This is a genomic window from Neisseria sp. HMSC078H04 (genome assembly GCF_001838135.1).
Classification (GTDB): Bacteria; Pseudomonadota; Gammaproteobacteria; order Burkholderiales; family Neisseriaceae; genus Neisseria.
In genome coordinates this window covers 263471-278296 of record NZ_KV835825.1, presented here as the reverse complement: position 1 = coordinate 278296, position 14826 = coordinate 263471, and the positions used below count along the sequence as shown (strand labels likewise).

Below are 14826 nucleotides of genomic sequence, written 5' to 3'. Positions count from 1 at the left end.
TGACAACCACATCATGACATCGAATAACACACTCAAAGACGTTTATCTCAACCGCGTTTCTGCCTTCTTGCCCAATGCCCCTGTCTGCAATGACGAAATGGAAGCCGTCCTCGGCATGGCAGGCGATGTACCTTCACGCGTGCGCCGTATGATTTTGCGTTCCAACGGCATTTTGTCGCGCCACTATGCCATTGATCCCGAAAGCCGCCGGACGACGCACACCAATGCCGAATTGGCTGCCGAAGCGGTCAACGGCCTGTTTGCACAAGGTGTTCCAGCAGAAGCCATAGGCAGCCTGGCCTGCGCCACTTCCTATCCCGACCAAACCATGCCCGGACACGGTGTGATGGTGCATGGTTTGCTGGATATGCCGCCTTGCGAAGTGTTCAGCATGGCAGGCGTATGCGCGGCAGGTATGGCGGCGATGAAACACGCCTACAACGCCGTACGTACCGGCGAACACGCACATGCGGTTTCCGTTGCTTCCGAAAACGCCTCGGCGGTTATGCGCGGCGAAGTGTTTCAAAGCGAAACCGACCATAAAAAACTGGAAAACGCATCCCCCGAAATCGGGTTTGAAAAAGACTTTTTGCGCTGGATGCTGTCTGACGGCGCAGGCGCGGTGCATCTGTCCGACCGCCCCAATTCAGACGGCCTCAGCCTGAAAATCCATTGGATAGACCTGCTTTCCTACGCCAACGAAATGCCGCCCTGCATGTATGCCGGCGCAGAATTCCGCGACGGCGTATTTGAAGGCTGGAAACACGCCGATGCCGATTACGGCCGCCGCCACAGCCTGATGGCGGTCAAGCAGGACGTCAAACTACTGAACGAAAACATCGTCCGTTATACGGTGGAAAAACCCCTCTCCCAAATCGCCGCCAAACACGGCATCCGCGCCGAAGAAATCGATTGGTTCCTGCCCCACTACTCTTCCGGCTTTTTCCGCGACCGCCTTTCAGACGGCCTGAAAAACATCGGCTTCGATATTCCGCAGGAAAAATGGTTTACCAATCTGCACAGCAAGGGCAATACGGGTTCGGCCTCGATTTACATCATCCTTGAAGAATTTATGCGCACCTTTCCTATCGAACACGGCCAAAAAATCCTGTGTTACGTTCCGGAAAGCGGCCGTTTTTCAACATGTTTCATGCTTTTGGAAGCAGTAAAGGCCGTCTGAATGAAGATTGACGACATTCCTCAAGACAACAGCGCCAGCTACCACGGCCACCGCAAAGTCATCTACGGCACCCGCGACGGCCACTACGAAGCGGCCACCAGCAACGGTTGGCAGGACGAAGCCTACGCCACCGAAATGGCGGTATGCGAACTTGATGCCCAAACGCAGGCCGCGCGCGAAGCCGTCAAAAAAGGCGAATACTCGCCGCTGTACTACCATATGTTCCGCTGCCGTTATGATGAAACCGGCTTGGCCATGGCGGCAGGCGTATGGAAATGGCAGCTTCGTCGGCATTTCCGTCCCGAAGTGTTCGCCAAACTACCGGCCAAAACCCTGCAAAAATACGCCGATGCCTGCCAAATCAGCATAGACGGCCTCAAACAAACCGATATTTAAAGTCCCTCATGATTACCCTGCATTCGCTCGACCAATCCCGCGCCCTGCGCATTGTTTGGCTTCTTGAAATCCTCGGTACGCCTTACCGCCTGCAAACCTACCGCCGTCATCCCGACACTTTGCTCGCCCCTGACGAACTCAAAGCCATCCATCCCTTGGGCAAATCGCCTTTATTGGATGATGACGGCTTTATCTTGGCGGAAAGCGGCGCGATTACCGACTATCTGATTCAAACCTACGGCAACGGCCGTCTGATGCCCGAACGCGGCAGCCGCGAATACTGGCAATATCAACGCTGGCTGCATTACGCTGAAGGTTCACTGATGCCGTTATTGTTGCTCGGACTGGTGTTCCGCCGGATTGAAAGCGCACCCATGCCGTTTTTCGTCAAACCGATTGCCCGCAAAATCAGCGGCAGCGTCAAAAGCAGCTTTATCCATCCGCAAGCCACCCTGCATCTTTCCCACATCGACAGCGAGTTAGAAAACCGCGAATGGTTGGTCGGCAACAGCCTCAGCGGTGCCGACATCATGATGAGCTATCCGCTGCAAGCCGCAGCCGACCGCTTCGATTTTGCCGACTACCCCAATATCCGCGCTTATTTGCAGCGCATCGAAGCGCATGAAGCCTACCGCCGCGCCGTTGAAAAAGCAGGTTCGCCTTTATTGAAACTCGACAAATAAAACAAGGCCGTCTGAAACATTTTCAGACGGCCTGAAACCTTGGTTCACTTATCAAATAGCTTTGCGGCAAACGGCGTTTTTACCAACGCGCCGCCTGAATGCTTTGTTCCCCCTCGCCGTTCCACTATAATGGCAACCCATATCCTTCTAAAAAATAACACCATGCCAACCGACAACCGCCCGACTCTTGCCATCGACACCAGCACATCCTTTTTGTCCATTGCATTGGAACATCAAGGCGAAATCTGCCTGTTTCACGAAAACGTCGGCACCAAACAATCCGAACAAATCCTGCCGCAAATCGAGCGCCTCTTCAAAGAAGCGGGCATCACGGCCGCCGATTTGGGCTGCATCGTTTATGCACAAGGCCCCGGCGCATTTACCGGCCTGCGCATCGGCGCGGCGGTTGCACAAGGTTTGGCCACGCCGTTTGACACGCCCATGATCGGCATTCCCTGCCTCGATGCCGCCGCTTCGCTGCCGCCGCCATCAAGCTGCATCCTAGCGGCCACCGATGCGCGTATGGGCGAAGTGTTCTACGCATGGTTTGATACGCAAAACCACGTCCGCTTGAGCGATTACACGGTTGGCAAAGCCGCCGCCATTACCGCGCCCGAAGGCAAAACGCCTAGCAGCGGCATCGGCAATGCCTTTGCCCTCACCGACAAACCGCCTTTTGACGGTCAAGCCGATATGCCGACCGCCGCCGACTATCTTAAACTTGCCCACAGCGGCCACTATGTTGCCACCGATGCGGCACACGCCGAGCTACTCTACGTCCGCAACAAAATTGCCCTGACCGCGCAAGAGCAAGCCCAACAAAAGGCCAAACCGTGAACCTGCGCCCAGCCGTACTTGCCGACTGCCCCACCCTTGCCGCCATCGACGCACAAGGCAATCTTTCGTCGTGGACGGCGCAGCAGTTTGAATCGGCCGTTCAACACCATCCCGACAGCGTTTGGCTCAGCCAGACCGACCACCAAATTACCGGCTTTATCGTGTGGCAAACCGTATTTGACGAATCTGAGCTGCACCTGATTGCCGTCGCGCCCGAATACCGCCGCCAAGGCATTGCGTCCGCCCTGCTGCAACACTGGCAAAACGCAGTGCAACAACAAGGCGCAACCCGATTGCTACTCGAAGTCCGCTCAAGCAATGAAACCGCGCAACAGCTCTACCGCAAACACGGTTTCCAAACCTGCAGCCGCCGTAAAAACTACTACGCCCTGCCCGATGGTGGCAGCGAAGATGCCGTATTGATGGAGAAATCATGTTAAGCAGCCGCTACCTGCACCTGCACGAAGCCTTGGGTTTGGGCCCCATGTGGCTGAACCAAAACGCCAAAATCATCCATGCCGCGCCTCAAGCCGCAACATCAGCCGCGCCCGTCCGCCCCAAAACCATTGCTGCCGATACCGCGCAAGCCGTGCGCACTTTATCCGCAGGTGCCCATCAGGCACGCACTGCCGCCATTGCCACTGCGCAAACGGCCAAACCTGCCGTCCGCGTTCCCGAAGCGGTACCCAAAGCCATTGTCGAAACACAGGCAAAAACAGAAAAAGCCGCGCATTCAGACAATCTGCCCCGTCTTGACGTAACCATCAGGCCGTCTGAAATCATGGTGGTCAGCATTTGCCCGTCCACCGAAGACAGCCTGCATGGTACGCTGTTTAGCGGCGACGTCGGCACGCTTCTCGACAACATCCTCGCCGCCATCGGCCTCAAGCCCGAGCAGGCGCATAAAACCGCATGGGTCAAAACCGCGCCCGTATTCACCGCCCTGCCCGATGCCGAACACATCCGCTCCGAGCTTGCCGAAATGCAAAACGAGCTGACCGCTTCGCAAGCGCGCGCAGTATTGTTCCTCGGCAAAATCTTTGATAGCCCTGACATGATTGGGTTGATGAACGAATTGTGCGCAGAGCGGCCGCATTTCGTCATTCCCCACCCCGCCCGCCTGCTGATGCAGCCGCAACTCAAAGCGCAGGCATGGCAAATCTTAAAACCATTGAAACAGCTTTTGGCCAAGGCCGTCTGAACATTCTGTTCAAGCTGAAATCAGGTTTCCCACCAATAAAAAAGGGCGTGTTCGACACGCCCTAATGTGTATCAATATTCCGCCGAATGCCAGAAAGGCTGGCCCACCGTCGGCGTACTGGCGCGCGCTTTATCACGCGCCTCCACAGGTTCCGCCTCATAAGCCAGACGGCCCGACTCGACCGCAAGCGCAAAAGCGCGTGCCATATTGACCGGATCGCCGCTGCGGGAAACGGCGGTATTCAGCAACACGCCGTCAAAGCCCCATTCCATCACTTGCGCCGCCTGCGAAGGCAAACCCAAGCCTGCGTCGATAATCAGCGGCGTGTCGGGCAGGCGTTCGCGCAGAACTTTCAGCGCATAAGCATGAACTGCGCCCAAACCTGTGCCAATCGGCGCCGCCCACGGCATCAACGCCTGACAGCCTGCGTCGAGCAGTCGGCGACAGGCAATCAAATCCTCGGTGCAATAAGGCAGCACTTTGAAGCCGTCTTTAATCAGGATCTCCGCCGCTTCAACCAGTTGGAACACATCCGGCTGCAACGTGTCATCGTCTCCGATAAGTTCGAGTTTGATCCAGTCGGTTTCAAACACTTCGCGCGCCATTTGCGCAGTAGTCACGGCTTCCTGCACGCTTTGACAGCCTGCAGTATTGGGCAACACAGGTACGCCAATTTCTTCCAACAACGACCAAAAGCCCTGCCCGTGCGCTTCGCCGCCGCTGCCGGCGCGGCGTAACGAAACGGTAATCATCGCCGGTTGCGCGATTTGGACAGACTGCTTGAGGATTTCCGGCGTCGGATAAGCAGCCGTACCGAGCAGCAGCCGTGAAGGGAAAGTTTCTCCGTATAGGGTAAACATGATGGATTCCTTTGTAATATTATTTTTGGGGCAATAGCCTTCTGAAAAATCGGTTCAGATAGTTTCCAAATAGTTTTCAAGTCCTTCGGCAACCTTAGTCGGAATAAACTCGGTAATTGTGTATTTCGCTACACCTTCTCGGTGAAACGGGTCTTCTGCAATTAACTTTTCCACCTGCTCCCTGCCTGATGCTTTCATCAGGATAACGCCGCCCGTCCGCGGCTGTTTGCGGCCAGACATAACAAATACACCTGCTTGATAATACCGTTCAAGATACGCAATATGCTCGGACAGGTAGGTTTCAACCGCAGCCAAGTCTTTAATATATTCCAACGATACGATAAACATCTCTTTTCCTTTTCTCAGCATTAAACCAATAGCGCAGATATACGCACAGTAAAACCGCTTATCCGCCGACTACGGGGCGTACAATGTCCACTTTGTCGTTTTCGTTCAAAACCGTTTCCGCATACGCGCCTTTGGCGACAAACTGGGTATTGACGGCAACGGCAAACGGTTTCTGCGGCGCGGTTTGGGCGATAAGGTCGGCGATAGTTGTGCCGTTTAATGTGATGGCTTCATTGTTTAATATAATCTTCATGATGTTTGCTCCTCTTGTCAGACTTCTTATTTTCAGACGGCCTTATTCATCCCACAAAGCCTGAAACGCTTTAACCACGGCTTCGGGATTTTCCGCTTCGGTAACGGCGCGGACGACGGCGAGGGAGGAAACGCCGGTGGCAAGTACATCTTCAGCGTTGTTCAAATCGATGCCGCCGATGGCGACGACGGGTATGCCGCGAGCCTGTTTCACATATTCGCGCAGTTTCTCCAAGCCTTGCGGGGCGGTGGGCATTTGTTTGGTCGTGGTCGGAAAAATCGCGCCGCTGGCGACGTAGCTAGGTTGTACGGACAAGGCGCGATCGAGTTCGGCAACAGAGTGCGTACTCAAGCCCAAGCGCAAACCGGCAGCTTCAATCGCGGCTAGGTCGGCAGTGTCCATGTCTTCCTGCCCGAGATGCACGCCGTATGCACCTGCGGCAATCGCTTCGCGCCAGTGGTCGTTGATGAAAAGCTGGGTTGCACTGTTTTGACAGGCTACGACGCAACGTTCGATTTCGCGTTTCAACTCGTCGCCATGCAGGATTTTACAGCGCAGTTGCACCGTGTCGGCACCTGCTTTGACCATGCGCTCGACCCAGTCAGCAGTGGGAACAACGGCGTAAAATTTCAGGGGAGATTTGAGTGGCGGGAAGGTCATAACGGCTCCGAAAGGAATAATTCGTTGTTATATTATCAGAAAAGGCCGTCTGAATAATATTTGTTTTCAGACGGCCTGATTGAAAAAATGAATATTGCCCTATTCGGCTTTGGCTTTATAAAAATATGAACATACTGATGGGTTATCAAAATGAGTGCCATATTGGCGCCCCACATTCGGAGACCCAACCCATGAAAAAAATTTCTCTTGTTAGCCGCCCTTCCCTTACTGTTTACCACTTATTCAAATGCCGCCACGCCTAAAGCGGAAGCTTCAAAACCAGCTTCGGCACACAAACAAACCAAGCAGCGTTTTTCCGGCAAAATCACCGGCTATCAAACCGCCGAGCATTTGTTCTCCGTACGCAAGGGCGACCGCCTGCGCATCAGTAAAACCGGCAGCCCTAACGCCTATTTCAACGTATGGGCACCCAAAGACGATGAAGCCGTATTTAACGGTTCGGCACAAGGCGATAAATTTGACGGTATCGCTACCCAATCGGGCAAATATAAAGTGCAGGTCTATATGATGCGCGCCCAAGCCCGCCGTAACACTACTGCCCATTACGCCGTAAACGTCATCAAAAACTAAGGGGCTGACGTAGATTAGCCCTAAATTCCACACCAATCTCGCAGGATTTTAAGCTGTTGAGACGGTGTGCCGAAGTTAAATCGAAATTCGCATTCTTTCAAGAACAGCGGGAAAGATTTGCGATCGATTCCGTTGTATTTTCGCAAGAAACGTTTTGCCTGATTCCAAAAATTCTCAATGCCGTTAATGTGGTTCTGACGGTCGACAAATTCCTTGGAATGGTTGATGCGGTAATGGATGAAACCGCTCACGTCCAACTTGTCGTAGCTGCTCAGGCTATCCGTGTAAACAATGCTGTCCGGCATGATTTTCTTTTTGATGACAGGGAATAACGTTTCAGACTTGGCATTATCCACCACAACGGTATAGACCCGTCCGTTGCGTTTCAGAATGCCGAAGACAACCACTTTTCCTGCCGCACCTCGACCACGTCTGCCTTTACGCTGTCCGCCGAAATAGCTTTCGTCCAGCTCGACAGAGCCCTCGAAAACCTCATCGGCAGCCAAGGCCAAATGATGGATGATGACATACATATTTTGCGGTAGAATAGAGTTATTTATCCTGCGACTAGGTAGAAGGCGCGGAAAGTCCGGCAGAACTGGTCAGCCTGATTGAAAGCGGCGACTACGAAGCCCTGCTTGCCGAAGATTCGGACGAACATGGCCAAGGCCACGAACATCATTGCGGCTGCGGCTGTTCCCTCGGCTGAGTCAGCCTGCCCATATTATCTACCGCCTCGATTTTCATATTAAAAGGAGACTTACCAGCATGATAAGCAAAGCAAAATTCAATACCGTTGTCGGCAGCATAGGAGCGGCAATAGGTATTTTCGTATTTGTCGCCTATATCCCCCAAATTATCGCCAATATGCAAGGGGCAAAGGCGCAGCCGTGGCAACCCCTGTTTGCAGCAGTATCCTGTCTGATTTGGGTTTTGTACGGTTGGAGCAAAGAACCCCGGAAAGACTGGATTCTGATTATACCCAACGCAGTCGGCGTGATATTGGGATTTCTGACTTTTCTGACTTCGCTTTAAACAAGGGGCTAATCTACGTCAGCCCCAAAACTAAACGCCCTCATGATGTAAAGCTTTAAAAAACAGCAAAGGCCGTCTGAAAATTGAAATTTCAGACGGCCTTTTAAACGGTTTGAAAAGGACGTATCGAACACGTCTTTTTTTTCCTATTACAACAGGAACATGGTTGCTAATCCCAAGAAAATCAGGAAGCCGCCGGAGTCGGTTACCGCGGTAATCAGCACCGAGCTGCCCAATGCCGGGTCGCGTCCGGCTTTGTCCATCATAACGGGGATGAGGACACCGACGGTCGCGGCAAGCAAAAGGTTCAAAGTCATTGCGGCCACCATGACCAAACCGATACCGATGTTGCCGTAGAGCAGCCATGAAATCACACCCATTACCGTGCCCCAAATAATGCCGTTGACGAGGGCGACACCGACTTCTTTTTTCAGCAGGCGGCCTGCCTGTGTGCTGGTCATTTGTCCCATCGCCATGGCGCGGACGATCATGGTGATGGTTTGGTTGCCGGAGTTGCCGCCGATACCGGCGACGATGGGCATCAGTGCGGCCAGTGCGACGATTTTTTCGATACTGCCTTCAAATGCGCCAATCACGCGGCTGGCGATGAAGGCGGTACACAGGTTGATGGCAAGCCACATCCAGCGGTTTTTCACCGAGTCCCAAATCGGGGCGAACAAGTCCTCTTCTTCTTGCAAACCGGCCATGTTCAACATGTCGGCTTCGGATTCTTCACGGATCACGTCCACCATTTCGTCAATGGTGATCCTGCCGATCAGCTTTTTGTTTTCATCGACAACCGGCGCGGTCACCAAGTCATAACGTTCAAACGCCTGCGCCGCTTCTTCCACGTCGTCTTCGGGACGGAAGCGCACGACATCGGTGGCCATCACGTCTGCCACCATGTCTTCGGGATCGGCGACCAAGAGTTTGCGGATGGGCAGTACGCCTTGCAACACGTCGTTTTCATCGACCACGAAAATCTTGTCGGTATGGTCGGGCAGGCTGTCGAAACGGCGCAAGTAGCGTAACACGACCTCACACGCCACATCGGCGCGGATGCTGACCAATTCAAAGTCCATAATCGCACCGACTTGGTTGTCTTCGTAAGACATCGCCGCTTTGACCTGCTCGCGCTCTTCTTCATCACGCGTTTGCAGCGCTTCGTACACCACTTGGTGCGGCAAGTCGTCTGCCAGTTCTGCCAATTCGTCTGCGTCCAAATCATCGACAGCGGCCAACAGCTCGTCTTTGTCCATGGACTCGATCAGCATTTCGCGTACGGAGTCGGATACTTCCAGCAAGACTTCGCCGTCGTCTTCAGGGGCGACCAAAAGCCAAACGATGTTACGCTCGCGCGGCGGCAGGGATTCCAAGACGGCGGCCACGTCGGCAGGGTGCAACTCGGCCAAGAGGACGGTCAGCTCGGTAAACTTATCGCGCAGGCTTTCGTCTTCAATCGGCATGCCTGCTTCGATTTGTTCAAAGGACGGCTCGAGGATTTCGCATAAGGCGTGGATGCGGTCGATATCGTCAGAAATGCGGTCTTCTACCACATCATTGTCGGGGATATTGTCGAGATTCGGAGGGGTTTGTTCGATGCTCATAAATGCTCCGCCCGCCGGACGCGGGGAGGCATTTCGGCGGGATGATTATTGTTGTTGTGTGTCTGATGGGAAGTTCAAAGGCGAACTGGGAAGGTCCATAATTCGAGCCTGCTGAGAGGCGCAGAGTTGTAAACGGTCCATATTCTACTCTTTTTTAGGCCGTTTTACCATTTTTAACGAGGAAGGCCGTCTGAAATCGGGTGATATCAATCCCTTTTTTCAGACGGCCTGATGATTTGATTTTATTTGTTTCGCCTGCCAAACGCTTCCCTGACCACGTCCAACCAAGCCCTTAAGGCCGGTGTCGGGCGTTGGTGTTTTTTCCATGCCATGGTGAGCTGCCAGCGGATTTCAGGTTCGACCAAAGGAATGGCGGCAAAGACATCGGGATTGATTTTTCGGGCATAGTATTCGGGCAACAAGGCAATGCCCATATTGTGCGCCACCATGTCGGCGACCAAATTCCATTGCCCGGTACGGCAGACAACGTTGGGGGTAAAACCTTGATTGCGGCAGGCTGTCTGAATGGTTTCGTTGAGGGAAAAACCGGCGCCGAACAGGATGAAGGGCTCGTGTTGCAAGCTTTTGAGCATCAGCGCATCGTGTCTTGCCCGATTTTTCGGCATCAAGACCACCAGCGGATAGTCGCACAACGTGATGCTGTCGAAGTCTTCGTGAACCGGCGCGAGCAGCTGCCCGGCATCGAGTTCGTTGTTGCGCAGGGATTCCTCGATGGCGAGCGAGCCTTGTTCCAAAAACGACAATTCGATGTCCGGCCATTTTTGGTGGAAATCAAACAGCGCATGACTGAGCAAATCGCTGCCGAACAGGGCCAAACCCAAACGCAGCGTCCCGCTTTTGACATGGCGGTAATCGTCAATGCGCGCAAGCAATAAATCGCGTTCGTGCAAAAGGTTTAAAGCGTGGCGATAGACTTCTTCGCCGATTGCGGTCGGCTGCACCTGCCGCTTTTTGCGTCCGTTTTCTTTGCACAAAAGCGGCACGCCCAATTCTTCTTCCAAAGCCTGAATGATTTTGCTGACCGTCGGCTGCGTCAAATTCAACGCGGAAGCGGTGGCCGAAAAACTTTGCAGGCGGATGAGTTCGGCAAAACAATACAGGCTTTTGAAGTCCATTATTCCTCTAAGGCATGATTATTCGTTTAATAATTCATATTATGCAGAAACCAGGTTTCTATAATCAAGCCTTTCATTCAACACACACCCATATCATGGATTCCCTCACCAGATTTTTTCAGACGGCCTTGCAACTTGCCATCATCGGCGCAGTATGGGGCGTCTCCGACCTTATCGTCCGCTTCACGCATCTGCCTATTTCTTCAGGCGTATTGGGCTTGTTCCTCATGCTCGCCCTTTTGGGGCTCGGCATCATCCGCCCGGGCATGGTTGACCGCGGCGCAAAATGGGCATTGGGCGAACTCGTCTTTTTCTTCATCCCTATTATGGTTTCCGTCTTGCAATATCAAGACCTGCTGATGTCCGAAGGTTGGCAGCTGATTTTGACCATCGCCGTCGGCACCGCGCTCGTGATGATCAGCACCGCCCTGACCCTCGATTTCTGCTACCGCTGGAAACGCCGCCTCTACAAAAAACTCCACTCCTAAAAATAGAGAATAAAAATGAACTATACTGCCCTCGTCTGCTTCATCTGGACTTGCTTTGCCTATGTCGTTGCCAAAAAAATCCACCGCAAAAAACCCTTAATGATTTTCTCCCCCGTCGTTACCGTCTCCGTCAGCACCATCCTCCTGCTGCTGGCATTCGGCGTCAATTACGACACCTACCATAAATATACCCAAGGCATCGTCTTCCTGCTCACTCCGGTTACCGTTGCCTTTGCCGTCCCCATTTATGAAAACCGCGAAGTCATCCGCCGCCAACTGCCCATCCTCTCCATCGCCATTATGGTGGGCATGTTTGTCGGCGTAGTCAGCGCATTCCTCATGAGCCATATGTTCCACTTCAACAACGAAGTAACCAACAGCCTGATGGCGCGTTCCATCTCCACGCCGTTTGCCGTCGTCCTCGCCAGCGAAATCCACGGCTCCGCCTCGCTTGTTTCCCTGTTCACCATCATCACCGGCTTTGTCGGCATGATATTCGGCGACCTGTTTTTGGCCTTCACCCGCATCCGTTTCCGTACCGCCAACGGCGTAGCATTCGGCAATGCCGCCCACGGCTTCGGCACATCACGCGCCGGACAACGCCACGAAACCGAAGGCGTCATGGCCAGCCTGACCATGATTTTGGCCGGACTGTTTATGGTATTGTTTGGCCCGACCATGGTGCATTTGGTAATTTGGATGATGAGTTAGGCTTCGTCCCGATGACCATACACAAAAAGGTCGTCTGAAACATATATTAGTTTCAGACGGCCTTTTATATTATGGAACGATTACAGTTTAAAAACAGAAGCCTCTGCTAAATCATGAATGGTATCCAAAGCAGATGAAGCAATACCATGACTTGAATAGGTCGCATTGTCTGAGGAAAGACCGACAGAAGAATCAAGAGGATCAGCCTCACCAAACGCACGGCTCAAAAGTTCATCTCCACTAAAAGCCTTAGTTTCCAATATCGGCTTGGAGGCCGGCAGCGCAGGCTCGAAACCTTCCCACTCACGCGGATCAAGGCGGATGATACGCCCATTATCGTCATGACCATTATTAGACTCTATTCCTTTTGAAAAGAAGCCATTCCACTCACGCGGATCAAGACGGAAAACATGCTCATTATGACCATTATCCGACCCTATTCCTTTTGAAAAAAAGCCGTTCCACTCGCGCGGATCGAGACCGAAAACAAAATCTTTAGAATCAATTTCTGTACCTGGTTGATATACTTTAGCCACGGAACTCTCCTTAAAAATAAACAGTTGCTGTACCCAATGCCCCATCAGGTCGATGAGAGCCTTTATTCTAAAACAAAGAAAACAGCAGGCAGGGGCCAAAGAGAACAACGGTTCATTAAAACGACAATCGGACTAAAATCTTTTAAAAACAAATAGATATAATTTACACATCATAATCAATAATACATAATCAAATTTCCAGGCTACCCCGCCAATCAGGGGAATCCTTCTTTCCCACTTTCCCCGTCATGTCGCAAAAAGGCCGTCTGAAATTTAAGTTTCAGACGGCCCTTTCATTTGCTCAAGCCTTATTCTTTAGGCAGGCGCAGGACGGAGACGATGAATCCGCCCCAAATAACGATCAATGCGACAAGCATCATAATAATGGCTGAAGTACTCATTATTCGTCTCCTTCACGTTCGTGTTCATGTTCGTCTTTGACGTTGAAGTTCTGACCATGTTTCCACGGCAAGAACGACAGCAAAACCGACAATACGAGGATGGCGCCTACCATGCCCCAACCGAAAATATTGAGGAAGCTGTCAGGATAGCCGCTGTAATTCTCTTTTAAGAGGCCGGCAGTATCTTGATACAGCATATAGCCGAGCATGGCGACGGTAACCACCACGCTGGCAGTCCACACTTTGCCGACACGGATGGAAGACAGCGCGTTCAAGTGGTTGCGCAGTTCCGGCAGCTTGTGCAACAGGACAATCGCCAAAACGTAAACAAAACCGGAAGCCACAATGCCGTAAGTATTGATGAATTTGTCCAATACGTCCAACACAGGCAGGCCGGTGGTCGTACCGAACAGCAAGGTGGAAATAATCGCCATTGGAACGCCTGCAATCAGCGTTGCGCTGACACGGCCGATGTTCATTTTGTCTTGAATCGCGGCCACAATCACTTCAACGATGGAAATCATGGAAGTGACACCCGCAAACACCAGCGAGCCGAAGAACAATACGCCGATCAATGCACCCATCGGCGCTTGGTTAATGATGGTCGGGAACGCGATAAACGCCAAGCCGATACCGCTGGATGCCACTTCGCTGACTTCTTTGCCTGCAGCTTGAGCCATAAAGCCCAATGCGGCAAATACGCCGATACCGGCGAGCAACTCAAAGCTACTGTTGGCAAAGCCGACAACCAAGCCTGTGCCGCCCAAGTCGGTTTTTTTCTTCAGGTAAGAAGAATAAGTAATCATGATGCCGAAGCAGATGGAGAGCGAGAAGAAAATTTGACCATATGCGGCTACCCAGACTTTCGGATCGGACAATCGGCTCCAATCAGGCGTAAACAAAGCGTCCAAACCTTTTGCCGCTCCCGGTAGGGTCAGGGCGATGCCCACCATGATGACAAACATTACCACCAACAAAGGCATGAAGAATGTGGACGCACCGGCCACGCCTTTTTGCACGCCCAAAGCCATAATCGCCAGCGTAAACACCCACACGGCAATCAGCGGACCGGCTACTTTACCGACAAAATCCAAGCCCAAGTCTTTGGCATCGGCCATTTGCAGGAAGTCTTTGAAGAAGAATGCCTGCGGATCCGCACCCCATGCAGAAGTAAACGAATAATAGGCATAGCTTGCCGCCCAGCCGACAATCACGGCGTAGTAGATACAGATGATGACGTTGGTCAGGAAGTTCCACCAACCCACCGGCTCAAACCAACGGCCGAGGCGGCGGAAGGCCAAAGGAGGCGAACCGCGGTAACGGTGGCCGATGGCGTAGTCGAGCAGCAACAGCGGAATACCTGCCGTCAACAGCGCAACCAAGTAAGGGAGGACGAAAGCACCGCCGCCGTTGTCGAAGGCGATGTAAGGGAAACGCCAAATGTTGCCTAAGCCCACGGCCGAGCCGATGGCGGCAAACATAAAGGCACGGCGACTGCTAAACGTCGCGCGTTCGCTGGATTGAGAATTTGACACAATGAACCTCTTAAAAATCGAGTGTCGTCAAGGCCTCCCGGCCTTGCGCGTATATATTTAGAAATCAGGTCGGACAAACCGGCCGGTTAAAATAGATATTCGGACAAGGATAATATCCGGTATTTAAAGAATGCACCGCTTATGGCCATGCAAACATAATCTGACCTTATCGTAAAAAAATTTAACACTGTTGGCAAGTCAGTATTGCATTAAAATCGCAAGGAAAATCTTCATGCACTACGACTAAAATCTTCATACACTTCTTTATATACAAGCCAAACGCAACACCCAAGCCCCGTTTTTCCCTCCCCTTCCCACTGACAACCGCCCTCGCCGCAAACCGCCTTCCCCTTATCCCGTAAGGAAAA

At 52.5% G+C, this 14826-nt stretch carries 19 protein-coding genes and 1 pseudogene; 10 read left to right on the top strand and 10 right to left on the bottom strand.

The window, feature by feature from the left end; genetic code table 11:
- Nucleotides 1-13: 13 nt before the first annotated feature.
- From HMPREF2560_RS03270 to HMPREF2560_RS03245, 6 genes are all read left to right on the top strand, one after another.
- Entirely contained in the window at nt 14-1180 is a 1167-nt protein-coding gene (locus tag HMPREF2560_RS03270; RefSeq protein WP_070606160.1) for a beta-ketoacyl-ACP synthase III, read from the top strand.
- The gene (locus tag HMPREF2560_RS03265) at nt 1181-1576 is read left to right on the top strand and encodes a DarG family dialkylresorcinol biosynthesis protein (RefSeq protein ID WP_049323710.1); all 396 of its coding nucleotides are present in this window, start codon (nt 1181-1183) and stop codon (nt 1574-1576) included.
- An 8-nt stretch (nt 1577-1584) separates the two neighbouring features.
- The gene (locus HMPREF2560_RS03260; RefSeq protein WP_070606162.1) at nt 1585-2259 is read left to right on the top strand and encodes a glutathione S-transferase family protein; all 675 of its coding nucleotides are present in this window, start codon (nt 1585-1587) and stop codon (nt 2257-2259) included.
- A gap of 162 nt (nt 2260-2421) precedes the next feature.
- A complete protein-coding gene (tsaB, locus tag HMPREF2560_RS03255) occupies nt 2422-3096 on the top strand; it encodes a tRNA (adenosine(37)-N6)-threonylcarbamoyltransferase complex dimerization subunit type 1 TsaB (protein ID WP_070606164.1) in 675 nt (224 codons plus the stop codon).
- On the top strand, nt 3093-3536 hold the full coding sequence (rimI, locus tag HMPREF2560_RS03250; protein WP_070606166.1) for a ribosomal protein S18-alanine N-acetyltransferase: 444 nt from the start codon (nt 3093-3095) through the stop codon (nt 3534-3536). The genes tsaB and rimI overlap by 4 nt, the downstream gene beginning before the upstream one ends.
- A complete protein-coding gene (locus HMPREF2560_RS03245) occupies nt 3530-4297 on the top strand; it encodes a uracil-DNA glycosylase family protein (RefSeq protein ID WP_070606168.1) in 768 nt (255 codons plus the stop codon). The genes rimI and HMPREF2560_RS03245 overlap by 7 nt, the downstream gene beginning before the upstream one ends.
- Nucleotides 4298-4368: 71 nt before the next feature.
- Here HMPREF2560_RS03245 and HMPREF2560_RS03240 read toward each other — a convergent pair whose 3' ends face one another.
- The 4 genes from HMPREF2560_RS03240 to thiE are packed head-to-tail and all read right to left on the bottom strand — an operon-like array spanning nt 4369 to nt 6418.
- On the bottom strand, nt 4369-5157 hold the full coding sequence (locus HMPREF2560_RS03240) for a thiazole synthase (RefSeq protein ID WP_070606171.1): 789 nt from the start codon (nt 5155-5157) through the stop codon (nt 4369-4371).
- 54 nt (nt 5158-5211) lie between these two features.
- A complete protein-coding gene (locus tag HMPREF2560_RS03235) occupies nt 5212-5505 on the bottom strand; it encodes a YciI family protein (protein WP_063068398.1) in 294 nt (97 codons plus the stop codon).
- 58 nt (nt 5506-5563) lie between these two features.
- Nucleotides 5564-5758, bottom strand: coding sequence for a sulfur carrier protein ThiS (thiS, locus tag HMPREF2560_RS03230; RefSeq protein WP_049332241.1), 195 nt, complete (start codon nt 5756-5758; stop codon nt 5564-5566).
- Nucleotides 5759-5800: 42 nt separating this feature from the next.
- Complete coding sequence (thiE, locus tag HMPREF2560_RS03225) at nt 5801-6418, bottom strand: thiamine phosphate synthase (RefSeq protein WP_004518966.1); 618 nt, start codon at nt 6416-6418, stop codon at nt 5801-5803.
- Nucleotides 6419-6625: 207 nt separating this feature from the next.
- On the opposite strand from thiE, the gene HMPREF2560_RS03220 reads away from it, so the two are divergent.
- Nucleotides 6626-7009: a hypothetical protein gene (locus HMPREF2560_RS03220; RefSeq protein ID WP_004518967.1), complete on the top strand. Its 384-nt coding sequence runs from the start codon at nt 6626-6628 to the stop codon at nt 7007-7009.
- A gap of 20 nt (nt 7010-7029) precedes the next feature.
- Here the strand turns inward: HMPREF2560_RS03220 and HMPREF2560_RS03215 are convergent.
- Nucleotides 7030-7559: pseudogene (locus HMPREF2560_RS03215) on the bottom strand (IS1595 family transposase); the annotation flags it as partial.
- Between the two features lie 218 nt (nt 7560-7777).
- Between HMPREF2560_RS03215 and HMPREF2560_RS03210 the strand changes: the two are divergent.
- Nucleotides 7778-8044 carry a SemiSWEET family transporter gene (locus HMPREF2560_RS03210; protein ID WP_004518970.1) on the top strand — a complete coding sequence of 89 codons (267 nt, stop codon included), beginning with the start codon at nt 7778-7780 and terminating at the stop codon, nt 8042-8044.
- Nucleotides 8045-8193: 149 nt separating this feature from the next.
- Here the strand turns inward: HMPREF2560_RS03210 and mgtE are convergent, their stop codons facing one another.
- Both mgtE and HMPREF2560_RS03200 read right to left on the bottom strand, forming a co-directional pair.
- On the bottom strand, nt 8194-9651 hold the full coding sequence (gene mgtE, locus HMPREF2560_RS03205) for a magnesium transporter (RefSeq protein ID WP_070606173.1): 1458 nt from the start codon (nt 9649-9651) through the stop codon (nt 8194-8196).
- Between the two features lie 242 nt (nt 9652-9893).
- Nucleotides 9894-10787 (bottom strand): LysR family transcriptional regulator, encoded by an 894-nt coding sequence (locus HMPREF2560_RS03200; RefSeq protein WP_070606175.1) that lies wholly within the window; start codon nt 10785-10787, stop codon nt 9894-9896.
- A gap of 14 nt (nt 10788-10801) precedes the next feature.
- Between HMPREF2560_RS03200 and HMPREF2560_RS03195 the strand changes: the two genes are divergently transcribed.
- Entirely contained in the window at nt 10802-11275 is a 474-nt protein-coding gene (locus HMPREF2560_RS03195) for a CidA/LrgA family protein (protein WP_003748145.1), read from the top strand.
- A gap of 15 nt (nt 11276-11290) precedes the next feature.
- A complete protein-coding gene (locus tag HMPREF2560_RS03190; protein WP_070873707.1) occupies nt 11291-11986 on the top strand; it encodes an LrgB family protein in 696 nt (231 codons plus the stop codon).
- A gap of 80 nt (nt 11987-12066) precedes the next feature.
- Here the strand turns inward: HMPREF2560_RS03190 and HMPREF2560_RS03185 are convergent, their stop codons facing one another.
- The 3 genes from HMPREF2560_RS03185 to HMPREF2560_RS03180 all read right to left on the bottom strand — a co-directional run bounded on the left by HMPREF2560_RS03185 (nt 12067) and on the right by HMPREF2560_RS03180 (nt 14458).
- Nucleotides 12067-12522: a hypothetical protein gene (locus HMPREF2560_RS03185; protein ID WP_141748397.1), complete on the bottom strand. Its 456-nt coding sequence runs from the start codon at nt 12520-12522 to the stop codon at nt 12067-12069.
- Between the two features lie 308 nt (nt 12523-12830).
- The gene (locus HMPREF2560_RS10825) at nt 12831-12923 is read right to left on the bottom strand and encodes a methionine/alanine import family NSS transporter small subunit (protein ID WP_036472778.1); all 93 of its coding nucleotides are present in this window, start codon (nt 12921-12923) and stop codon (nt 12831-12833) included.
- Nucleotides 12923-14458 carry a sodium-dependent transporter gene (locus HMPREF2560_RS03180; RefSeq protein WP_083306148.1) on the bottom strand — a complete coding sequence of 512 codons (1536 nt, stop codon included), beginning with the start codon at nt 14456-14458 and terminating at the stop codon, nt 12923-12925. Before HMPREF2560_RS03180 ends, HMPREF2560_RS10825 begins: the two co-directional genes overlap by 1 nt.
- Nucleotides 14459-14826: the final 368 nt, after the last annotated feature.

Excerpts from the sequence above, each read along its gene's own strand:
- HMPREF2560_RS03270 (WP_070606160.1), top strand. The coding sequence starts at position 14 with ATGACATCGAATAACACACTCAAAGACGTTTATCTCAACCGCGTTTCT.
- HMPREF2560_RS03265 (WP_049323710.1), top strand. The coding sequence starts at position 1,181 with ATGAAGATTGACGACATTCCTCAAGACAACAGCGCCAGCTACCACGGC.
- HMPREF2560_RS03260 (WP_070606162.1), top strand. The coding sequence starts at position 1,585 with ATGATTACCCTGCATTCGCTCGACCAATCCCGCGCCCTGCGCATTGTT.
- tsaB (WP_070606164.1), top strand. The coding sequence starts at position 2,422 with ATGCCAACCGACAACCGCCCGACTCTTGCCATCGACACCAGCACATCC.
- HMPREF2560_RS03245 (WP_070606168.1), top strand. The coding sequence starts at position 3,530 with ATGTTAAGCAGCCGCTACCTGCACCTGCACGAAGCCTTGGGTTTGGGC.
- HMPREF2560_RS03240 (WP_070606171.1), bottom strand. The coding sequence starts at position 5,157 with ATGTTTACCCTATACGGAGAAACTTTCCCTTCACGGCTGCTGCTCGGT.
- HMPREF2560_RS03235 (WP_063068398.1), bottom strand. The coding sequence starts at position 5,505 with ATGTTTATCGTATCGTTGGAATATATTAAAGACTTGGCTGCGGTTGAA.
- thiS (WP_049332241.1), bottom strand. The coding sequence starts at position 5,758 with ATGAAGATTATATTAAACAATGAAGCCATCACATTAAACGGCACAACT.
- thiE (WP_004518966.1), bottom strand. The coding sequence starts at position 6,418 with ATGACCTTCCCGCCACTCAAATCTCCCCTGAAATTTTACGCCGTTGTT.
- HMPREF2560_RS03210 (WP_004518970.1), top strand. The coding sequence starts at position 7,778 with ATGATAAGCAAAGCAAAATTCAATACCGTTGTCGGCAGCATAGGAGCG.
- mgtE (WP_070606173.1), bottom strand. The coding sequence starts at position 9,651 with ATGAGCATCGAACAAACCCCTCCGAATCTCGACAATATCCCCGACAAT.
- HMPREF2560_RS03200 (WP_070606175.1), bottom strand. The coding sequence starts at position 10,787 with ATGGACTTCAAAAGCCTGTATTGTTTTGCCGAACTCATCCGCCTGCAA.
- HMPREF2560_RS03195 (WP_003748145.1), top strand. The coding sequence starts at position 10,802 with ATGATTATTCGTTTAATAATTCATATTATGCAGAAACCAGGTTTCTAT.
- HMPREF2560_RS03190 (WP_070873707.1), top strand. The coding sequence starts at position 11,291 with ATGAACTATACTGCCCTCGTCTGCTTCATCTGGACTTGCTTTGCCTAT.
- HMPREF2560_RS10825 (WP_036472778.1), bottom strand. The coding sequence starts at position 12,923 with ATGAGTACTTCAGCCATTATTATGATGCTTGTCGCATTGATCGTTATT.